Here is a 19720-nt window from a genome sequence, read left to right as displayed (position 1 = left end):
TAATGCTGCCCGGAATGGCACCGGGCGGCTTGTCGATTAGCTGACGGTATCGATCGGTATATATTCCACCCGGTTGCGCCCCTGATGCTTGGCCCGGTATAACGCAGTGTCGGCGGTGCCGTACAGCATATCGAAACTGGTATGCGGTGGCGCCCAACTGACACCGAAGCTGGCGGTAACCTGATGCTCAGGCAACGGCTCCAATGCGGTGTGGTTCAGGCTGGTGTGGATATGCTCGGCGACATCCACCGCGGCCATCAACGTATAGCCATCCAGCAGGATGGTAAATTCTTCGCCGCCGACGCGGCCAATACTGCCTTTTCCCTGTAACAGGTCTCTAATGCGGGCTATCAACGCACAGATCACCGCATCGCCGGTCGGGTGACCGTAAGCGTCGTTGACCTGCTTGAAATGGTCGATATCCAGCACTATCAGTGCCGCTTGCTCCTGTTCCAGCGCGTGGTCGACCAGGTCGATGATCGCGCTGCGGTTGAATACATCGGTCAGCGGGTCGTGGGTGGCTTTGTACTCCAGTTCCACCGCTAACTGATGTAATTGGGTATTGAGGCGGGTCAGCTCACGTTCCGCTCTGTCGCTGCGGGTGATCAGCCGGTGGGTTTCCCGTACCAGTCGTTGATAGTGTTCCGCCAGCATAATCAGACTTTCCCGGTACACCTCCGCCGGCATGTCGGCCTGAGCGGCAATATTGCGGGCTGACAGCAGGATGTCGTATTCGGGGGTGAACAGTTCATAGCGACTCATGCCGTTACTCCAGAATGTGGGGATGGAATTCGAGCGCGGGAAAATCGATATGCAGCTCTTGCCCGAACTCTTCGGCAATGTCGTCGTCCTGGTCGTAATACCAGTGCAACGCAATAGGAAGCTGCTGCTGTGCGGCTTTATCGAGAATATTGAACAGGCTGAACAGCATTTTGGTACTGGAACTGTTGAAGTAGGGCAGCGACACATGCACGTTAATAGGCGCCGGTTGTCCGGCCGTTGCGGCGAGACGGTTTTGTACCAGACGGTTTTGTACAAGACGGTTTTGTAAATAGCGCTGCACCTGCTCGATCAGCGGGCCGTAAAACGCCGCCGCATTTTCCGGGTAAGACTCCCCGGACAACGAAAGCTGGTGGGCGTCGAAGCGAAAATCCACCGTCGGCGTACTGGCCGTGCCGGTAATATGAAGATTGTCCGTTGTTATTATGTCTGTCATGGTTAAATCACCGCCTTCAGATAAAACGTGGAGAGCCCGGTGGTGGCGTCGCTGCGAAAGGTGAATTGCAGCGGTTCGCTGGCATCGCGGGCAACGGTCAACAGGCCGATATCCGCCCCTTTGCTGGATGCCGGGATCTCTTCACGCAGTGAGGCCTTATAGGCAAGCCGAATTTCATCGAGCGTCATCGTGCACAGCGGTTCCAGCCGCCGACGCAGCGTTTCCGCATCAGCCGGATAGACCCGATTGGCGCTCAATAAAAAGTATTTTCCCGCCTCAAAACCGATGCATACCGAGCCATGACGGATTTCATGTTCCTGTTCTTCCGACGTGAGCGCCGAGGCGGAGTAATGGATGATGTTCTGCACCATCTCCACAAAGCTGGAAAACAGCTTGCGGCGGACATTGGGCGGCACCCGGCTTTTTTCCAGTTGCAGCCGTACCGTTTCCGCCAGCGAGCAGATGATGTTTTGCGAGAAATACCCCACATAGTACAGCGCGATATTTTGCTGTTGGGTGAGGTCGAAAAATTCAGTGTACTTCGTGTCGGACATGTTCCGGTTTTACCTGGTTAAACGTGTTCATGGGTGCCTGAAGCCCCAAAATGTAAGGTCGTCGCGTCGTGTCTGGGTGCCCTGCCAGATGCGATGATGATGTAATAGTTGGGCGGCAAGCTGATTCATCGGCAGTTCCCTGATGCGTTGCAACACGTTCTGCAGACGGCGTTTGCCGAATTTGATCTGCCGTTCGCCGCCAATCTGGTCGAGCAAACCGTCGGTGGTGGCAAAAAACAGATCTTGCGGCGACAGCGGGCGTTGGAATGTTGGCCAACTGTAGTCGTATGGCGTATTGGTGTAGCCCACGCCCATACGGTCATTGTCGAGCGTCAGCAACTCGCCGCTTTGCGCCGCTAGCAGGAACGCCGTCATGCGGGCGCTGGCCCAGCTCAGGGTTTGCTCGGCGGTATTGACGTATATCACCAGCGCATCGCAGCCATCGTCGGACGCTGACATTTGCCCCGGATAGCCGCTCTTTTGGCCCAGTGTGTCTTTGATATAGCGATTAATGCCGCCGATCAGTTGTCCTGGTTGGTCCGGGCGGTGTTGCGCCAGCGCCTGTTCCAGCGCCGAATTGAATATCAGCGTCATAAAGGCGCCCGGCACGCCATGGCCGGTACAATCGGCCAGTACGGCCAGCCAGCCATGTGCGTATTGTCTGAAGGCGTAACTATCGCCGCCGACGCAATCGCGCGGTTCCCACACCAGACACCAATCCTGCAAGGTCTCGGCCAGCGTTTGCCGAAACGGCGTCAGCATCGCTCCCTGAATGACGCTGGCATATTCTATACTTTGCACAATCTGCTGATGCTGGCGGACATGGGTATCCGAGACGATGCGGAACAGATCGATACCCAGGCCGATACCAAGATAGCGGCCGTTTTCGGTAATGATGAAGCCGTCGGCCAGAAAGCGCTCTCCGCTGATGACCGCCTTGTCCGCGACATCGCTCAATAAGGTCGAGGCCTCGATGATCAGCGGCGTTTTGTCCATAAAAGCAATACAGCTTTTTCGGTCATACAATTCGCGGTAGTAGGGGCGCGCCATTTGCGACAGGAAACTATGACGGTTGATCAAGCCGAATGGACGTCCATCCTCCACCACCGGCAGGCTCACCAGATCCTTGTGACGGCTGAACAACTGTAATACGGTGGCGTTATCGGTAGAGGGCGAGATATCCGGCGTGGTGATACATAAGTCGCGTGCGCTTGGGAAGGAAGCGAAGCGTAACCGATGTTCCTGTGACGGCAAGGCACTCATTGTTTTGTCTTTCTGGAGAAGTAGGCTAGCTCCACGTTAACAGCGACAGATGACGGGAACATGACAGGCTGTTGAAACGCTAAGGAATTGTCAGTTTCGTCTTTACACTCATGACTAAATATTGCCGACATGTTCGTTTAATGAACGTTTTTATGCCTTTTTCGTATTAATAAAAAAATAAATTGGCCGATATATTTTAGACGTGGGCGTGTCTTTTCTATTTTGTGAATGCAGTGTGAAAAATGAAGCCGCCCGTGTGGTTTTCAACCACTCTTCTATTTCCTGATAGCTTTGGATGGCATGAGTCTGTTTAGCCGTCCTGCGTGATTCTCGCTGCGGCGGGTGTGTTGTTTTTCTTCCGGTGTGCAGGTGTTGGTGCGTCGTAATAAATCAGTGCCCTTAGAGGCATGCTATCGTTAAAAATAAAAAAGGAGTGAATCGTGGTCATATCGGGTATTCAGAATCAAAACATGGCATCTTCTTATCCACAGCAAGGTTATATTGCCAATGGCGGCTCTGGAGAGAGCACCGACGCTGTCGGAGTAAATAAATCCGCTTCCTTTAGCTCAGGAAAAATGAATAATTCGCCAAATAATGAATTTGCGGATAACAATTCTAATGATGTGACCGATACGCGTGATCGTACGACATCGCTGGACGAGCGCCTGGCAAAAGAAAAACTACAGAAACAGCAAACTGAATCCACCGTTGAGCGCTCGCTGCGCATGACGGGCATCCCGCTTTATGGCGGCGTGTTGGTTTCGGTAGTGAAGTACCCTGACGGTCAAAGTGAAAGCTATAACGTATTTACCGGTAAGCGTATGACTTCCGCCGATTTAAGTGTAAGTGGCGGGCGTGCGCCAGCGAGTACGGCGGAGTTTGGTTATTATAGCCAGGGTTTATATAGCGGTATGTCGGCAGCAGAAGTTTACGAGAAAATACAGCAAATGCTGGGTGCAAGTTCGGGTGAGGTTCCCTGGGCGCTTCCCGGTAGCAATAAATTGCCGCAGCCGAGCTGATACGTAAAAATATTACCGCTACGTTTGTTATTCAGAAAATATATTAATGACCTGATTTATTATCAGGCGGCGACTTATTTTTAGATTTTCCCTTTTTTCAGTCTTTCCAGAACCAGGCGCAATGCCTTATTCAAGGGTTTATCCTGCCGCATGACAATCGCCAGTGTCCTGTTAAGCACCGGACTCAGTGGCCGAATATGAAACGCTGGCGTCAGCGCGTCAGAGTTCAACGACAGTTTTGGTACGATGCTGCATCCCAGCCCGGCCAGCACCATTTCCTTGATAGCCTCGATACTGCCCAATTCCATTACCGCTGCGTTCGGCCAGCCGTACGCCAAAATAGTGCTCCAGTTGGCGAAATTGCTGGTTGACGGCCGGCTGGCTCAGGTTGAGCCGGTTGGCTGCCGCAGAAAAACTGCCCTCCCGCATCACCGTGGTAAAGGTTTCCAGCAATTCCAGATTCTATCTGGCCATATCAAACTTTCCTTTATGACAGGCATAACTGTTTGTGTCTGTTGCCTTTATCGGGGATTGGTTAAGCTAGTGGATATCCTGCTGTCGCATACGATGGTTTGTGCGGCAATAAGGCCCAGCCTAATCGCTAACCTGCTGTTTTGACAAGGATACACTAATGAGCACCATTGTAATTGAGGATGCCCGGGCGGAACATATCGCTGCCATCAGGGATATTTATGCCCAACATGTTCTGCATGGTATCGCGACGTTTGAAACCGAAGCGCCTGATGAAGCCGAAATGCGCGATCGTTGGCAGAAAATTCGCGACGCTGGCTTGCCCTGGCTGGTGGCGACGGAAAACGGGCGCATGTTGGGATACTGCTATCTGGGGTTTTATCGTACTCGTTATGCTTACCGCTTCACCCTGGAGGATTCGATTTATCTGCATCCGGATCATCTGGGGAAAGGCATCGGCAAGCGCTTGTTATCCGCCGCATTGTTACAGGCGGAACAACAAGGATATCGACAGGTGGTGTCGGTCATTGCCGACAGCGGTAATCAGGCCTCGCTGCAATTACATTTGTCGCTGGGATTTACCCTGACGGGGACGTTACGTTCGGTAGGGATGAAGCACGGGCGTTGGGTGGATACCACATTGCTGCAACGTGCGCTGGGGGAGGGGGATGCCTCCTTACCGTATGACTGACGCCGGACGATCGCCTGCGTGGCGTCCGAGGTTCGGATAGGCTCCCCGCCAGGACATAACGCGCCGCCATGACGGGGAACCGGGTATTGATTGCTAGCCGCGATGGCGTAACTGAGCCTGCCATAGCGCCAGTACGCTTATCAGCGCAGTGATCATCAGGTAGTAGCTTGGCGCCAGGTTGCTGCCGGTGGCGCTAATCAATAACGTACAGATGAATGGGGCAAAGCCGCCGAATACGGTCACCGCCACGTTATAGCTGATCGCCATGCCGCTGGCGCGGGTGGAGACCGGGAACAGGTCAGCCATCATTGACGGCACGGTGGAGAAATACACCGATTTCAGCAGCGCCATCCAGCCTACCACCACAATCAGCGACATCGCCGACAGATACCGGGTCATCAGCCAGAATGCCGGATAGATGGTTACCGCCAGCAACAGCAGCGCCCCCCACATCAACGGCAGGCGGCCGACTTTTTCCGCCCACAAGCCAACCAGCGGCGTGACGACCGTCAGGATGACGCCGGCAATCAGCGTGGCGCTGAACGCAGCGCCGGACGGCAGGTGCAGCGTCTTGGTGGCATAGGTGGGGACATAGTTCAGCATGTAGTTGATGGCGGTGGAAATCACCATCAGGCCGACGGCAATCAGGAACAGTGCCTTTTGCCGGGTGAACAGCGTCTTGATCGGCGATTGGGTTTTCTCGGCCTGTTCAAAGTTGGCGGGTTCATGCACGTGACGGCGGATGTACAGCCCCACCGGGCCAATCAACAAACCAAACGCGAACGGGATGCGCCAGCCCCATTCCTGAATCTGGGCTTCGCTCAACGATTGCGATAATCCGAGACCAAACGCCGAAGCCAGCAGGGTACTGGCGCCCTGCGTGGCGAACTGCCAACTGGCGATAAACGCGCGGCGTTCCGGGAAATGCTCCACCAGAAACGCGGTGGAGCTGCCGAACTCGCCGCCGGCGGAAAACCCCTGAATCAGGCGCGCCAGCATGACCAACAGCGGTGCCGCCAGACCGATGCTGGCGTAGGTGGGCATAAAGGTAATCATTGCGCCGCCCAGCAACATCATGCTGATGGAGAGCAGCAGAGACGCCTTGCGTCCGGCGCGATCAGCGTAAGCACCCAGTACCACCGCGCCCAACGGACGGATCAAAAAAGAAACGCCGAAACTGCCGAAGGCCAGCAACAGCGATACCGTCGGATCCTGGGTGGGGAAAAAGGCGTGGGCGATGTAATTGGCGAAGAAGCCGTAGACCGCGATGTCAAACCATTCCAGCGCATTGCCGATGCACGTAGCAAACAGCGTTTTGTACAGGCTGGGGCGTGTGGCTTGGTGATGTGAAACGGATACCGTCGTCATCGTGTCCCTCAGCTTGGCTTGTTGGCATTATGATGTGCACGGTGTCGTGCCAGAATGGCGTGACCCTGTTCACCCAGATCCCAGAACAGACGCGTCATGATCTGCAACCCTTCGCGGGCGATGCTTACCAGCATATGCTCGTCCACGGCGTGCTGGCCACAGGCCGGGTAAGAGTGGGGGATCCACAGCGTCGGCAGCCCGAGAATCTCGGCAAATACCTCGTTGGGCAGCGAGCCGCCGAGGTTGGGCAACAACGCCGGTTTTTTATCGCTGCACTGACGCATCAGGTCGAGCGCCCAGTCTACCAGCGGGTCGGTCGGGTCGAGACGGGTGGCGGGCGTACCACGTACCTCGCTGATTTCCACCATGGTGAAGCCGTGTTCGTCGAGGTGACGACGCAGATGCTGCGCCAGTTGCCGCCAGTCGGTGTCCACTACAAAACGTAGCTGGCATACCGCCGTAGCGTGACCGGGAATAGCGTTCATCGGCCGCTGCGGATTGCCGGTCAGAAACGACAGCACTTCCAGCGTGTTCCAGCCGAACAGCCGTTCGGACGGGCTTAGCCCCGCTTCACCCCAATGCGGGTCGAGAGCCGGGTCCGTCGCCTGCCCGCCTGGCGTGATGTCCGCCAGAATCGTGCGCAACGCCGGTGTGAGGCGCGGTGGTTTCAGCGCGTCCACCTGCATTTGACCATGTTGGTTGACCAGACAGGCAATCGCATTAGCCAGTTGCGTGCCGGGGTTGCTCAGTAAACCGCCCCAGTTGCCGGAGTGGTAATCCCGCTCGCGGGCGCGGATGGTCAGGCGAAAGTTGACGCAGCCGCGTGAACCCAGAAACAGCGTCGGGCGTTCGGCGTTGAGACGCGGGCCATCCGAAGCGATGAACAGATCGGCTTGCAGGTCTTGTGCATGACGGCGGCACACCTCGGCCAGGCCCGGCGAGCTGATCTCTTCGCCCATTTCAAACAGCCATTTGCAGTTAAAGCCGAGCCGCCCCTGACGGGCCTGAAAGACCTGCTCCAGCGCCGCAATATTGACGGAGTGCTGACCTTTGTTGTCGGCGCTGCCGCGACCATACCAGCGGCCTTCCCGCTCCACCAGTCGCCACGGGGAAAGCCCTTCGCTCCAGTGCTCGTCATCGCCGAACACGACGTCGCCGTGGCCGTAGCACAGTACGGTGGGCTGGCTGTCGTCTTCATGCGGGAGGCGAGTAAAAACGGGCGGTTGGCCGCGGCCGGGTTATCGATTTGCTGCAATTCGAAACCCAGCGCCTGTAGCGCCGGTACGATTTCCCCGCTGAGATAGTGTTGTAGCTCGGCGTCCCGGTCATTGCGCTGACTTTCGCTGGCGATAGCGACGCGACGCGCCAGCACATCCCGAAAGCGGCCGCTATCGAAATACGCCAGCGCCTGTTGAATCACTTGTGGTGTCGTCATGTTATGCCTGTCTGTGGTGATGTTTTTGTCGTGATGTTTTTTAGTGATGCGATAAACCACGTTCTAAATCATCGCCAGCATTGCCACAATAATAATAATTGCAAGCAAGCTTTGCTTTTAATATAAAGCTTCGTTGCACAAAAACGAGGCAGGCGGACAGGCTATGCATAGCAATGAAATCAGGTATTTTCTGACGGTAGCGAACACGGGGTCGCTAAGTGCCGCCAGCCAACAACTGTTTGTGGCGGTATCGGCCATCAGCCGACAAATCCACAAACTGGAGGAGCGCATCGGTGCGCCGCTGTTTGAACGCCATGCCCGCGGTATGGTGTTGACGGATGCCGGGCAAATCCTGGAAAACCACGTGCGTAAAAGCATGATGGACATGGAATACGCCATCGCCGAGATTCAGGGGTTAAAAGCGGTTCGGCGAACGTTTGTGCGGGTTGCCTGTACCGACGGCATGGCGTTTGATCTGCTGCCGGGGCTGTTTTGCCCGCTTCCGGCAGGATAACCCCGCCGTCACGTTCTTTTTACAGGTCGGTAGCGCGATACAGGTATCGGAAATGGTGCGCAACGGTGAATGTGATCTGGCGTTTCAGTTCAGCCTGTCGCCGGAACGCGGCATTGACGTGATGGCGTTGTACCCGGCGCCGGTGTTGCTGCTGATGCGCCCGGATCATCCACTGGCGAACAAAACCATCCAGCTCCCCGATCTGCATGGATTTCCGCTGGTGTTGCCGCAACAAGGCACCACCATCCGTCAACTGTTCGATCTTTCCTGCCGGATGAGCGGCACCTTTCTCGAGCCGACGCTCAGTTGCAACAACTTTTCCGCGCTTTACTACTTTATGCAGCAGACGCCGGATGCCATTACCGCCTGTAGCCATTTTTCGGTGCTGTACCGGGCGCGACAAGACGGCTTGTTGCTGAAACCGGTACACAGCGAACCGTTGACCCAACGCAGCCTGCAGGTACAGACGCTGGCGGGTAAACATCGCTCGGCGGCATTAAGTCATTTCATCGCGTTTATCATTGCCGAACTGGGCCGCGAGCATACACGGCTGGCAGCGGATATCGGACTGGAGCCGCACACATTCGGTTAGCCCGGGAGCGTCGGGTTAGCATTGCCAGCGGCAGATGCGCCAGTCTTTCTCCTGCGCTAACGCCGCCAGTTCAGGCGATGGATTAACCACGTAAGCCTGATCGACGAATTCCAGCATTGCCCGGTCGTTGAGCGAATCGCTGTAACCGTAAAGCCGGCCGAAGGGCTCGCCGTCGCGGTGTGCCAGCCATTCGCGGATACAGGTGACTTTACCGTGCTGATAGGTTGGTACGCCGTGAATATCGCCGGTAAAACGCCCGTCTTTCAGCGTAACGCCGATCGCCAGCGCGTGGTCCGCTCCCAAATGACGGGCGATGGGCTGCACCAGATGTTCGCCACTGGCGGAGATAACCACCAGGGTATCGCCGCGCTGGCGATGCCAGTCCATGTGTTCTCGTGCTTGTGGATAGAGGCGGGGCAGAATATCACGCTGGATAAAGCGTTCGATCCAGGTGGAGACTGTCTCGGCCTCCAGACCAATCAGCGGCGACAGCGAGAGATACATGTAATCTTCGATCGCCAGCGTGCCCTGGTAGTAGCTCTGCATCAGGTGCTGTTCCCGTTGCAATAATTCTTTGCCGGCGAATCCCTCCGCCTCCAGCCAGCGTAGCCATAAGCCGGTGCTATCGGCGCAAATCAGGGTTTCGTCCAGATCAAACAGGGCTAAATCCATCAGGATCCTCCGGTAGTCAACTGCGGATATCAGGTTGTCGGGTAACCGCCGACGCAACAGATGCGCGCGGCACGGCAAAACTAACATACTGTACCGATCAATAATGACAGTCACGCGTTAGTGCGGCGGTTAGGGAGCGGCATCGGCCAGTACCTGCTGCATCACACTGTTCTGCCAATCAAAATAAGGATTAAACGTCAGCCGCACATGCGTTTTTCCCTCCTCCTGATAGCCCCAGTCGGAATACCAGAAGCGACTGCGATCGCGGCATTGGTCTTCTGATGGGGAGGTCAGGCCATTGCGGCAAAGAATTACCGAACCATTGCGGCCGTACAGCGGATTATCCGGCGAGAACAAGACCGACATATGTGAAAACTGGCTGATGCGCCATTCAGGCAGACGATCAGCGCGTACCTGCTCACGGTTGGTGATGGCATTATCCGGTTGCCCGTACCAAATCAGGCGGCTGGCCGGGTGAGTAAAGTGTGTTCGAAAGAGCTGCCGCAGGTAAGGCGTATCCAATACCGAGTCGTGCTCGGCGACCACCATCAGCACCGGACGATCATAGTTGTAGCGCCATAACAGGCGCCTTACCGCCAGGCTGGTTCGGTAATACTGCGCCAGACCGTTGGTCGGGACCAACAGATAACGTGTGGCTAACTGTGTCGGCGCATTTGGGCGAGGTGCGAGCAACCACTGCCGGAACGGGGCAATCACCGGCGTCAGAAAATCAAAGGTTGAATTGGAGCGAATCGCCGGAGAGAACAGCAGCAGCCCGCGAATATTCGGGTGTTCCAGTGCGTATTCCAGAACCAAATTGGCGCCGGTGGAGAAGCCGCCCAGATAGACCTCATCCACATCGCGTTGTAGCAGCCCGGCCTGTTCGGCGACGACCAGCCGCCAATCGTCTATCGATATCGGGATCATATCTTCCGGGCGGGTACCATGTCCGGCCAGTAGTACCGTGCGAACAAGGTATCCTTGTTGCGCCAGTGCCGGTGCCACATCGCTAAATGTGCCGGGCGCATCGCCCAGCCCATGCACCAGCAGGATCCCTTTGCGGGGTTTCCCGGCGGGGCTGGTTTCCTGCGGTGTATTCCAGCGTAGCTCTTGTCGAATATCGCTGGACTGAAACGCCCGATGCTGCCGCACCCATTGTTCGGTTTGCTGTTGATAGGCGGTAAAAGAGGGCTGCCCCAACGGCGGCGTAGCAATACGGCCGCAGGCGGTGAGCAACGGCAGCGTGACGATGCCTATCAGCGCCAGCATTCTGGCTGTGAATAATCGGCGTCGGAGAGCGGTAAACGCATATTCCATAAAAAACCATCCTTGCGAGCGAGCGCGCACAATCGTAAGACGGTATGACAAGTTGATTGACGAAAATCATCCCTTGAATCATAACGATGGCGTCCTGAGGAGACAATTTCTCCGTGCAGGAAAACCGGGTATTGGAAATCGGTTCCGGCGGATAACGGCGTTGCGTCGGTATGAAACCCCAGCATGGAAAATATATAGCAATGAAATAATTAAATTTTGTTATTTGTTGTCAATAGGTAATCAGTGCGACAATCGCCTGCCCCATCAATTGACATCGGTGAGCGGATCAGTGACAGTCCGCCGCCCGAACGATAACCCCAGAAAACACAAGCGCATTGAAGCGCTGGCCATATTGTGTAACCCACTGCGTCAACACAATAGCGCCGAGTAAACCAAAAGGATGCGTGAGATGCGCACAGTAAAAAAACCTTATCCGCCGTTTCATGCTGAACATGTGGGCAGCTTTGTTCTGCCGCATCGCCTGAGGCAGGCACGACTGGCGTGGCGGCAGGGGCTCATGACCCGTGATCGGTTAACCGAAATCGAAAACGAAGAAGTGCTGAATGTGGTCGAACGTCAGAAGGATTGCGGTCTTCATGCGATTACCGATGGCGAACTGCGCGTATGCGATGGCATCACCGATTTTTTCTCCTGCCTGACGGGCATCGACGTGGACGATTCGGTCCTGCCGGATGGCGAGATGCCCTACCGGTTGCGTGTCGTGGGTAAACTCGATTTTGACGACAACCACCCATTTTTGACCCATTATCGCTTTTTACATCAGGCGGTGGGCGGCGGTGGGGAAATGCTGGCAAAGCAGACGCTGCCCAGCCCGAATATGCTGATGTACCCGGCTATCCGCAACAATGCGGCTTATCCCTCGCTGGAGGCATTTTGCGATGATCTGGCGGCGGTATACCGCAAGGTGATTCAGGCGTTTTATCGTCAGGGCTGCCGCTATATTCAACTGGATGATCTGTTCTGGGCGCACCTGTGCGACAACCGGGCGATGGAGCGGGAAAGTGCGGCTGGGTTCGAGTTGCATACGCTGCTGGAACGCTGTACCTACACGTTAAACCAGGCGCTGGCGGAGCGTCCGCAGGATATGTTCATCAGTCTGCATATCTGTTGCCGCCGTTTTTCCCCAAACTGGGTTTACGGCCGCGGGCGTGAAGTCATGGGGCATGCGATGGCGAATCTGGCGGTAGACAGCCTGTTTATCGAGTATGACGACCGCCGTCCGGTTGGACTGGAACCGTTACGGCAGGTGAACTGCCAGAAAGTGGTGTTGGGCGTAATAGATTCTCACCATGCCGGGCTGGAGACGTCGCAATCGATCAAGATGGCTATTAATACCGCCTCGCTGTACCTGCCGCTAAAGCAGTTGGCCATCAGCCCCAAGTGTGGTTTCGGGCACTACGAGCCGGGTGGGCTGACGGAAGAGCAGCAATGGGCCAAGCTGAAGCATATGGTGAATATTGCCCATGAAGTCTGGACGCTACCGGGGTGAGCCGCCCTAGGTAGAAGGCGGAGGGGGAATCCGTTATCGCCTGCATCTCTCATCCTGATGCGGGGATTGATGAAAATAGACAGTCCATTCAGTGATCTGGCTCTCCTGTTGACTATTAGACGCTATACAGCTCTGTGAGAGCGCTGCACCATAAGCGCCGATGCCAGCTAGCTGGCTGGCAGGCAAGGCATTTTTAATAAAAAACGATCGGCTGACGCCGAGTTTTGGGCCGGATCAGCCCGATCGCCTCTGACCAGATAAAGAGAATCTGTTATGGAAAGATGGTTAAAATCTCTGTTTGTTATGGTTTTATTTTTGTTTTTACGGCGAATGCGGCTGATAAGCTGCCGAACATCGTTATCCTGGCAACCGGCGGTACCATTGCCGGCTCCGCGGCAACAGGTACACAAACCACCGGTTACAAGGCAGGCGCGCTTGGCGTGGATACGCTCATCAACGCCGTGCCGGAAATCAAAAAACTGGCTAATGTGAAAGGCGAGCAATTCGCCAACATGGCCAGTGAAAACATGACCGGTGATGTGGTGTTGAAGCTGAGTCAGCGCGTGAATGAACTGCTGGCGCGGGACGATGTGGATGGCGTCGTCATTACTCATGGTACCGACACGTTGGAAGAATCGGCCTATTTTCTTCATCTGACGGTGAAAAGCGACAAACCGGTGGTGTTTGTGGCGGCGATGCGCCCGGCTACGGCCATCAGTGCCGACGGCCCGATGAACCTGCTGGGAGCGGTGCGCGTGGCGGGCGACAAACAGTCCCGCGGCCGTGGCGTGCTGGTGGTGCTCAATGATCGTATCGGTTCCGCCCGCTACATTACCAAGAGCAATGCTTCGACACTGGACAGTTTCCGTGCGCATGAAGAAGGTTATCTGGGCGTGATGATCGGTAACCGTATCTATTATCAAAATCGTCTCGATAAACTGCATACTAACCGTTCGGTGTTCGATGTACGTGGCCTGACCTCGCTGCCGAAAGTCGATATTCTTTATGGTTATCAGGATGATCCGGAGTATCTGTATGACACGGCCATCCGTTATGGCGCGAAAGGCATCGTCTATGCCGGCATGGGAGCCGGGTCGGTGTCGGTTCGTGGTATTACCGGCATGCGTAAGGCTCAGGAGAAAGGCGTTATCGTGATGCGCTCCACCCGTACCGGTAATGGTATCGTGCCGCCGGATGAAGCGCTGCCAGGGCTGGTTGCGGACTCGCTCAACCCGCCGCACGCTCGTATCCTGCTGATGCTGGCATTGACGCGTACCAGCGATCCGAACGTGATTCAGGAATATTTCCACACCTACTGATAGCCCTGAACGTTTAAGGTCGATTCGGTATACACAGGCCGCCTTCGGGCGGCCTTGTTGTTGGTAAGAGACCTATAAATATCTGCAGCGCTTTTATGGGGGGATTTGCCATATCCGGCGTAAATGATGGCGTGTTGTGCTGGATTTGGCGGGAAAGCTGGCGTGAAGTCGCTTTCCCCATGTTGCGACAATACGGAGGCTTTCTTAATGAGGATTGTTGCCTGTATGATTCAGCTCTTGGTACGACGGGCGCTGACTGGCGGCAACTTCGCTGCGGGGAGCAGGCCTGAGAAGAAAAAGAAGGACAGGTCGTGACATGACACAACCCATTTTTATGGTCGGTGCCAGAGGATGCGGAAAAACCACCGTCGGCGGCGAGCTGGCGCAGGCGCTTGGCTATGACTTTGTCGATACGGATATTTTTATGCAGCGCACCAGTGGTTTGACCGTGGCGGATGTGGTCGCCGTGGAAGGGTGGCCTGGGTTTCGCCGTCGGGAAAGCGACGCATTGCAGGCGGTCACAACCGCGAATCGGATTGTGGCGACCGGCGGGGGTATGGTGCTGCTGGAACAAAACCGCGAGTTTATGCGTGCACACGGAACCGTCGTTTATTTGCACGCACCGGCGCAGGAATTGGCTCAGCGCTTGCAGGCCAGCCCGCAGGCACATCAGCGGCCGACATTGACCGGACGGCCGATCGCCGAGGAAATGGAAGCGGTACTCAGGGAACGTGAGGCGCTGTATCAGGATGTGGCGCACTATGTGGTCGATGCGACCCGGCCGCCGGCGGTCATCGTCGCGGAACTGTTGCAGACGTTGCGTTTGCCTGCGGCCTGACGGCCAATCGATTTTTTAACAGAAGGGTTGGGCATTATGCTGAATGTAAATGAGTATTTTGAAGGGAAAGTAAAATCCATCGGTTTTGACGGTAGCCGCATCGGCCGTGCCAGCGTCGGCGTGATGGAAGCCGGTGAATATACTTTTGGCACCGGGCAGGCGGAAGAAATGACCGTAGTCAGCGGTGCATTAAACGTATTGCTGCCGGGCGCGCAGGAATGGCAATTGTTTGAAGCGGGCGACGTTTTCAATGTGCCGGAAAAAAGCGAATTCAAACTGAAGGTGTCTGAACCGTCTTCTTATCTGTGCCGTTATCTGTAACCTGCGGTTTTTCCTTTCTTGACAACGGCTGTCGGTAATACCGGCGGTCGTTTTCTGCGGCCTGCTGACCTATCGCTTGTGCAATCTGCTTGTCATCCTGTCGTTATATAGTCATCGGAACGTTTCACCCCAAATAATTCGAGTTGCAGGACAACCGGCTGGCGTGTTGAACAACAGTGTTAAACAACACATCTGCAACGTGAAGTACCCTGCAACGTGAAGTACGACGGGTATATCATTCTTGGGTGATGGTGATAATGACGTTTAGTCATTACCAGGCAAAATGATGGTTATTTGAAAATATATACTTTTGTATATTATCAATTTGTTATTAATTGAAAATCTCATACTCTTTTCTTATGGGAAAAATTTCAGATAAATCTGTAAATCTGGCGAGAGCCATTGTATTTTCCTGAGAGAGGGCCTTTCTTTTGGCTGCGGTATCGATAGTCCGCGTGATGAGAGGAGATACTTCTGGTCGATAGTTTACTTTTCCCGAATGGAATGCCTCGTAACCGATGAGGCGCTCGTTGTGGTTATCTAAAAAAAAAGTATTTCAATAATTACGTGGTCATTATGTTTAAAACTATTCGCGCTCGTATTCTGGCCGTGTGTACGGCTATCATTGTGGTTGCATTGGTAATTAACACTTTCCTGAATTACCGGGTGACTGATAAATATAACGATGAGTCTATCAATAACCTGCTTACCGCCGTCACTGCCGGCCACAGTCTGGCTATCAGTGATTGGGTTGCCTCCAAAAAACAAATCATTACATCGCTCAATTCCGTTGCACTGACCAACGATGACCCTATCCCTGTATTTAAACAGATGGCCACGGCGGGCAGTTTCATCAATGTGTATATGGGCTACGCCAGTCATACCGCTAAATTTTCAGACCCAGGCGGCATCCCGGCTAATTATGATCCCACCGTTCGGCCCTGGTATCAGCAGGCGGTGAGAGAAGGGAGAGCCGTTGCAACCGCACCCTATCTGGATATGGCGACCAATACCATCGTGGTGTCGTTTGTGGCACCGGTGCTGGACGGCAACAGCGTCAAAGGCGTGCTGGGCAGCGACGTGACTATGGATAGCGTTATCGCCAACGTCAAAGCCATCCAACCGACGCCTGCCAGCTACGGGATTCTGATTCAGGCGGATGGCACCATCATCGCCCATCCGGATGCCAAATTAACGCTGAAAAAATTAACCGAGATTGTGCCGCAATTGAGTCTGTCATCGGTACTGAAATCCGACCGTCCGGTGCTGATGAACATCAGCGGACGCGACATGCTGGTGAAAACCCAGCCGGTAGCCGGTACCGACTGGTATGTGCTGGTGGCGCTGGACAAAGCGGAAGCGACCGCCGGTATGGGGTCGTTGCTGTGGACCTCGGTGATCGCGCTGGTCATCATCAGTATTCTGGGGTCGGTGGTATTGGGGCTTCTGATCAGCGCATCCCTCAAACGCTTGTTGCAGATTCGTGATGCGATGGATGACATCAGCCACGGCAATAACGACCTGACGCAACGTCTGCCGGATGAAGGCCACGACGAGGTGTCGCAGATTGCCCGTTCGTTCAACAGCTTTGTCGATAAACTCAGCATGATCATGCTGCAGATTCGCGACATCAGCGCATCGCTGCAAACCGCGACGGATGAAGTGGCGACCGGCAACAATGATCTGGCGTCCCGTACTGACGCGGCGGCCGCCAGCCTGCAACAGACCGCCGCCGCGCTGGAGCAGATTTCCGCGACGGTTACGCAGTCGGCCGGTTCAGCCCGTCAGGTGAACGACCGGGCGCTGGCGCTGGCGAACGATGCCGGTGCCGGCGGTAAGGTGGTATCCGAGGTGATCAATACCATGGAAGAGATCGAGGTGGCGTCCGGCAAGATCGGCGACATCATCGGCGTGATCGACGGCATCGCCTTCCAGACTAACATTCTGGCATTGAACGCGGCGGTGGAAGCGGCCCGCGCCGGTGAGCAAGGTCGCGGCTTTGCGGTGGTGGCCGGTGAGGTCCGTTCGCTGGCGCAGCGCAGCGCACAGGCGGCAAAAGAGATTAAGGCGCTGATTGAATCTACCGTACAGAGCGTGGATGCCGGTTCTCGTCAGGTCCGTCAGGCCGGTAACACCATGACCGAGATTGTCGGCGGCGTCTCTTCGGTGACGACGGTGATGTCGGAAATCACTCATGCATCGGAAGAGCAGATGCGCGGTATTCAGGAGATTAACAAAGCGGTGGCGCAGTTGGATTCGATGGTGCAACAGAACGCGGCGATGGTGCAGGAAGCGGCGTCCGCTTTCGCGTCGTTGCAGTCGCAGTCTGAAGAATTACACTCCTCGATTAGCCACTTCAAGCTGTAAAGCGACAGGGTGCCGGTTTATTCGGCACCCTGAGTTTGACGGGGATTAGCGTTGCGCCTCGCCTCCCAACGCCTCCGTCAGGCTGGCTATCAGCGCCGCCACTTCACCGGTCATCAGCGTAAAATCGGCGTCAAACCGCTGTGCTACGTCTTCCCGGTCGATATCGTCGTTTTGCTCGCGCAACGTATCGGCGAATTTCAGCCGCTTGAGCGAGCCGTCGTCCGCCAGCACCAGTTGGATACGTTCCTGCCAGTCCAGCGCCAGTTTGGTTACCACCTTGCCTGCTTCGATATGGGTGGCGATCTCGTCACTGACCAGTTCCTGTTTCTTACAGCGGATCACGCCGCCATCCTCCAGTACCGCTTTCAGTTCGGCTTCGTCCTGCAACGTAAAACCGGCGGGCGTTTGGCCGGAACGCACCCACTCGGTCAGCGTCAGTTCGATCGGGTTTTCCATCGTGAGCGGCACCACCGGCAGCGAACCCAGCGTTTTACGCAACAGCGCCAGCGTATCTTCGGCTTTCTTGGCGCTGGCGGCATCCACCATAATCAGATGATTGACGGTGTCTATCCACAGCGAGATCTGGCTAAAACGGCTGAATGCGCGAGGCAGCAGGCTGTGCAGCACATCGTCTTTCAGCGCGTCTTTTTCGGTTTTCTTCAGTTTGCGGTGTTGTTCGCCTTCCAGCTTGTCGATCCTGGCCTGTAGCGCCTGTTTGATAACGGGAGCCGGCAGGATCTTTTCTTCTTTGCGCGCACAGATCAGAATCTGACCGTTGACTACGTGCGTCAGAGCGTCGCCGTGCGGGCCCATCGGCGAAACCCAGCCGGTTTTGGTCAGATCCTGGCTACCGCAAGGGGTGAAGGCGAAGGAGGCCAGCTGTGTCTCCATGGCGTCCGCAGAGAGGCTGATATCGCGGCTTAGGCGATAGATCATCAAATTTTTAAACCACAGCATTTTTCTTCCCAGACTGGCGCGTCTTGGGCGCAATATCTCGTGATAACACGGAGCGAGTTTCAAGACGCAGGGGTTATTCGCAGCGGGCATAATAACGAATTGTGGTGAGAGGCGGTACGATAATGTCATCATCAGTGATACGTAAGTTCGGTAGATAAACAGGAGACAACGTGCGAATAGGTATTGATTTGGGCGGTACCAAAACCGAGGTCATTGCGTTGACGAACGAAGGCGAGGAGGCGTTTCGCCATCGCGTGGCGACGCCGCGCCACGATTATCGTCAAACGTTACAAACTATCGCCGATCTGGTCGATATGGCGGAGCAGGCTACCGGCCAACGCGGTAGCGTCGGGGTGGGGATTCCCGGCACGCTGTCGCCGGTAACCGGGCGGGTTAAAAATGCCAACTCGGTCTGGCTGAACCAGCAGCCGTTGGATCAGGATTTGGCGCAACTGCTGGGCAGGCCGGTGCGGATAGCGAATGACGCCAATTGTTTTGCGGTATCCGAAGCGGTGGATGGCGCGGCTGCGGGGGCGGGTAAGGTGTTTGCGGTGATTATCGGCACCGGTTGCGGTTCCGGGATAGCGTTGAATGGCTTGGTGCACAGCGGGCGTAACGGCGTAGCCGGCGAGTGGGGCCATAACCCGCTGCCCTGGATGGATGCCGACGAATGGCGCGATCAGCAGACGATGCCCTGCTATTGCGGCCGCACCGGATGTATCGAAAGCTTTATTTCCGGCACCGGCTTTGGTAGGGATTATCAGCGTTTGAGCGGCCATGCACGCAAAGGGCATGAGATTATCGCGCTGGTGGAACAGGGCGACAGGCTGGCTGAACAGGCGCTGCAACGCTATGAACAGCGGCTGGCGAAGTCGCTGGCGCACATCGTTAACGTGTTGGATCCGGATGTGATTGTACTGGGCGGCGGCATGAGCAACGTGATGCGGCTGTATGACACCGTGCCTGCGCTGCTGAAACCCTGGGTGTTTGGCAGCGAGTGCGACACGCCGATCCGGCGGGCGATGCACGGCGATTCCAGCGGTGTGCGCGGCGCGGCCTGGTTGTGGCCGCGGGAAACATAAGCGAGCGAGACGGGGGACGTGGTGAACGCCCCCCTTGAGGTTATTTCACGGCGTACGTGCTATCGAGCTGGCTGATGCCGAGGCCGTTGCGCTTTTTGACCCGGATCTGCACCTGTATGCGGTCTTTCATCGCTTCGACATGGCTGATCACGCCGATAGTCTTGCCGGACGCATTGAGGTTATCCAGCACGTCCAGCGCGGTATCCAGCGCTTC

Annotated in this window: 18 protein-coding genes and 3 pseudogenes; 9 read left to right on the top strand and 12 right to left on the bottom strand. The window is 55.7% G+C overall.

The window, feature by feature from the left end; translation table 11 throughout:
• Window positions 1–36 precede the first annotated feature (36 nt).
• Genes DCH402_RS15540 through DCH402_RS15525 form a run of 4 tightly spaced genes read right to left on the bottom strand, consistent with a single transcriptional unit; the run spans window position 37 to window position 3033 of the window.
• On the bottom strand, window positions 37–762 hold the full coding sequence (locus tag DCH402_RS15540; RefSeq protein WP_040002123.1) for a GGDEF domain-containing protein: 726 nt from the start codon (window positions 760–762) through the stop codon (window positions 37–39).
• A 4-nt stretch (window positions 763–766) separates the two neighbouring features.
• Window positions 767–1216 (bottom strand): DUF1987 domain-containing protein, encoded by a 450-nt coding sequence (locus DCH402_RS15535; RefSeq protein ID WP_040002121.1) that lies wholly within the window; start codon window positions 1214–1216, stop codon window positions 767–769.
• Between the two features lie 2 nt (window positions 1217–1218).
• On the bottom strand, window positions 1219–1770 hold the full coding sequence (locus DCH402_RS15530; RefSeq protein WP_012770798.1) for a SiaB family protein kinase: 552 nt from the start codon (window positions 1768–1770) through the stop codon (window positions 1219–1221).
• A 27-nt stretch (window positions 1771–1797) separates the two neighbouring features.
• Window positions 1798–3033, bottom strand: a complete 1236-nt coding sequence (locus DCH402_RS15525; protein ID WP_040002120.1) for a SpoIIE family protein phosphatase — start codon at window positions 3031–3033, stop codon at window positions 1798–1800.
• 470 nt (window positions 3034–3503) lie between these two features.
• Between DCH402_RS15525 and DCH402_RS15520 the strand changes: the two genes are divergently transcribed.
• Window positions 3504–4052 carry a hypothetical protein gene (locus DCH402_RS15520; RefSeq protein ID WP_226052515.1) on the top strand — a complete coding sequence of 183 codons (549 nt, stop codon included), beginning with the start codon at window positions 3504–3506 and terminating at the stop codon, window positions 4050–4052.
• Between the two features lie 80 nt (window positions 4053–4132).
• Here the strand turns inward: DCH402_RS15520 and DCH402_RS22915 are convergent, their stop codons facing one another.
• Together DCH402_RS22915 and DCH402_RS23160 are read right to left on the bottom strand one after the other, a co-directional pair.
• Window positions 4133–4390: a LysR family transcriptional regulator substrate-binding protein gene (locus DCH402_RS22915; protein ID WP_040002117.1), complete on the bottom strand. Its 258-nt coding sequence runs from the start codon at window positions 4388–4390 to the stop codon at window positions 4133–4135.
• Between the two features lie 25 nt (window positions 4391–4415).
• A pseudogene (locus tag DCH402_RS23160) lies at window positions 4416–4481 on the bottom strand (LysR family transcriptional regulator); the annotation flags it as partial.
• A 202-nt stretch (window positions 4482–4683) separates the two neighbouring features.
• Here DCH402_RS23160 and DCH402_RS15510 point away from each other — a divergent pair.
• Window positions 4684–5214, top strand: coding sequence for a GNAT family N-acetyltransferase (locus tag DCH402_RS15510; protein WP_040002115.1), 531 nt, complete (start codon window positions 4684–4686; stop codon window positions 5212–5214).
• Between the two features lie 93 nt (window positions 5215–5307).
• On the opposite strand, the gene DCH402_RS15505 is transcribed toward DCH402_RS15510, so the two are convergent.
• Together DCH402_RS15505 and DCH402_RS15500 are read right to left on the bottom strand one after the other, a co-directional pair.
• A complete protein-coding gene (locus DCH402_RS15505; RefSeq protein ID WP_040002113.1) occupies window positions 5308–6582 on the bottom strand; it encodes an MFS transporter in 1275 nt (424 codons plus the stop codon).
• Between the two features lie 8 nt (window positions 6583–6590).
• Window positions 6591–8017, bottom strand: a pseudogene (locus tag DCH402_RS15500) (M20 family metallopeptidase).
• Window positions 8018–8180: 163 nt separating this feature from the next.
• On the opposite strand from DCH402_RS15500, the pseudogene DCH402_RS15495 reads away from it, so the two are divergent.
• A pseudogene (locus tag DCH402_RS15495) lies at window positions 8181–9123 on the top strand (LysR family transcriptional regulator).
• A 15-nt stretch (window positions 9124–9138) separates the two neighbouring features.
• Here the strand turns inward: DCH402_RS15495 and DCH402_RS15490 are convergent.
• Together DCH402_RS15490 and DCH402_RS15485 are read right to left on the bottom strand one after the other, a co-directional pair.
• Window positions 9139–9795, bottom strand: a complete 657-nt coding sequence (locus DCH402_RS15490) for an HAD family hydrolase (RefSeq protein WP_040002111.1) — start codon at window positions 9793–9795, stop codon at window positions 9139–9141.
• A gap of 129 nt (window positions 9796–9924) precedes the next feature.
• Window positions 9925–11112 (bottom strand): alpha/beta hydrolase, encoded by a 1188-nt coding sequence (locus DCH402_RS15485; RefSeq protein WP_040002109.1) that lies wholly within the window; start codon window positions 11110–11112, stop codon window positions 9925–9927.
• Between the two features lie 409 nt (window positions 11113–11521).
• Between DCH402_RS15485 and DCH402_RS15480 the strand changes: the two genes are divergently transcribed.
• The 5 genes from DCH402_RS15480 (at window position 11522) to DCH402_RS15460 (ending at window position 17467) form a co-directional block, all read left to right on the top strand.
• Complete coding sequence (locus tag DCH402_RS15480) at window positions 11522–12622, top strand: uroporphyrinogen decarboxylase/cobalamine-independent methonine synthase family protein (protein ID WP_040002107.1); 1101 nt, start codon at window positions 11522–11524, stop codon at window positions 12620–12622.
• A 281-nt stretch (window positions 12623–12903) separates the two neighbouring features.
• The gene (locus DCH402_RS15475; RefSeq protein ID WP_040002105.1) at window positions 12904–13941 is read left to right on the top strand and encodes an asparaginase; all 1038 of its coding nucleotides are present in this window, start codon (window positions 12904–12906) and stop codon (window positions 13939–13941) included.
• 316 nt (window positions 13942–14257) lie between these two features.
• Window positions 14258–14779, top strand: coding sequence for a shikimate kinase AroL (gene aroL / locus DCH402_RS15470; RefSeq protein WP_040002104.1), 522 nt, complete (start codon window positions 14258–14260; stop codon window positions 14777–14779).
• Between the two features lie 36 nt (window positions 14780–14815).
• Window positions 14816–15100: a pyrimidine/purine nucleoside phosphorylase gene (gene ppnP, locus DCH402_RS15465; RefSeq protein WP_040002102.1), complete on the top strand. Its 285-nt coding sequence runs from the start codon at window positions 14816–14818 to the stop codon at window positions 15098–15100.
• A gap of 576 nt (window positions 15101–15676) precedes the next feature.
• A complete protein-coding gene (locus DCH402_RS15460; RefSeq protein WP_040002100.1) occupies window positions 15677–17467 on the top strand; it encodes a methyl-accepting chemotaxis protein in 1791 nt (596 codons plus the stop codon).
• 45 nt (window positions 17468–17512) lie between these two features.
• Here the strand turns inward: DCH402_RS15460 and rdgC are convergent, their stop codons facing one another.
• The gene (gene rdgC, locus DCH402_RS15455; protein WP_027712858.1) at window positions 17513–18424 is read right to left on the bottom strand and encodes a recombination-associated protein RdgC; all 912 of its coding nucleotides are present in this window, start codon (window positions 18422–18424) and stop codon (window positions 17513–17515) included.
• Between the two features lie 170 nt (window positions 18425–18594).
• Between rdgC and mak the strand changes: the two genes are divergently transcribed.
• Complete coding sequence (mak, locus tag DCH402_RS15450; protein WP_040002098.1) at window positions 18595–19506, top strand: fructokinase; 912 nt, start codon at window positions 18595–18597, stop codon at window positions 19504–19506.
• A gap of 40 nt (window positions 19507–19546) precedes the next feature.
• Here mak and DCH402_RS23420 read toward each other — a convergent pair.
• A partial coding sequence (locus tag DCH402_RS23420) for a hypothetical protein (protein ID WP_161624082.1) occupies window positions 19547–19720 on the bottom strand: 174 nt, incomplete at its 5' end.

Source organism: Dickeya chrysanthemi NCPPB 402, assembly GCF_000406105.1.
GTDB lineage: Bacteria > Pseudomonadota > Gammaproteobacteria > Enterobacterales > Enterobacteriaceae > Dickeya > Dickeya chrysanthemi.
Note: the sequence above shows the minus strand (reverse complement) of the source record. Positions and strands in the feature narration are given on the sequence as shown.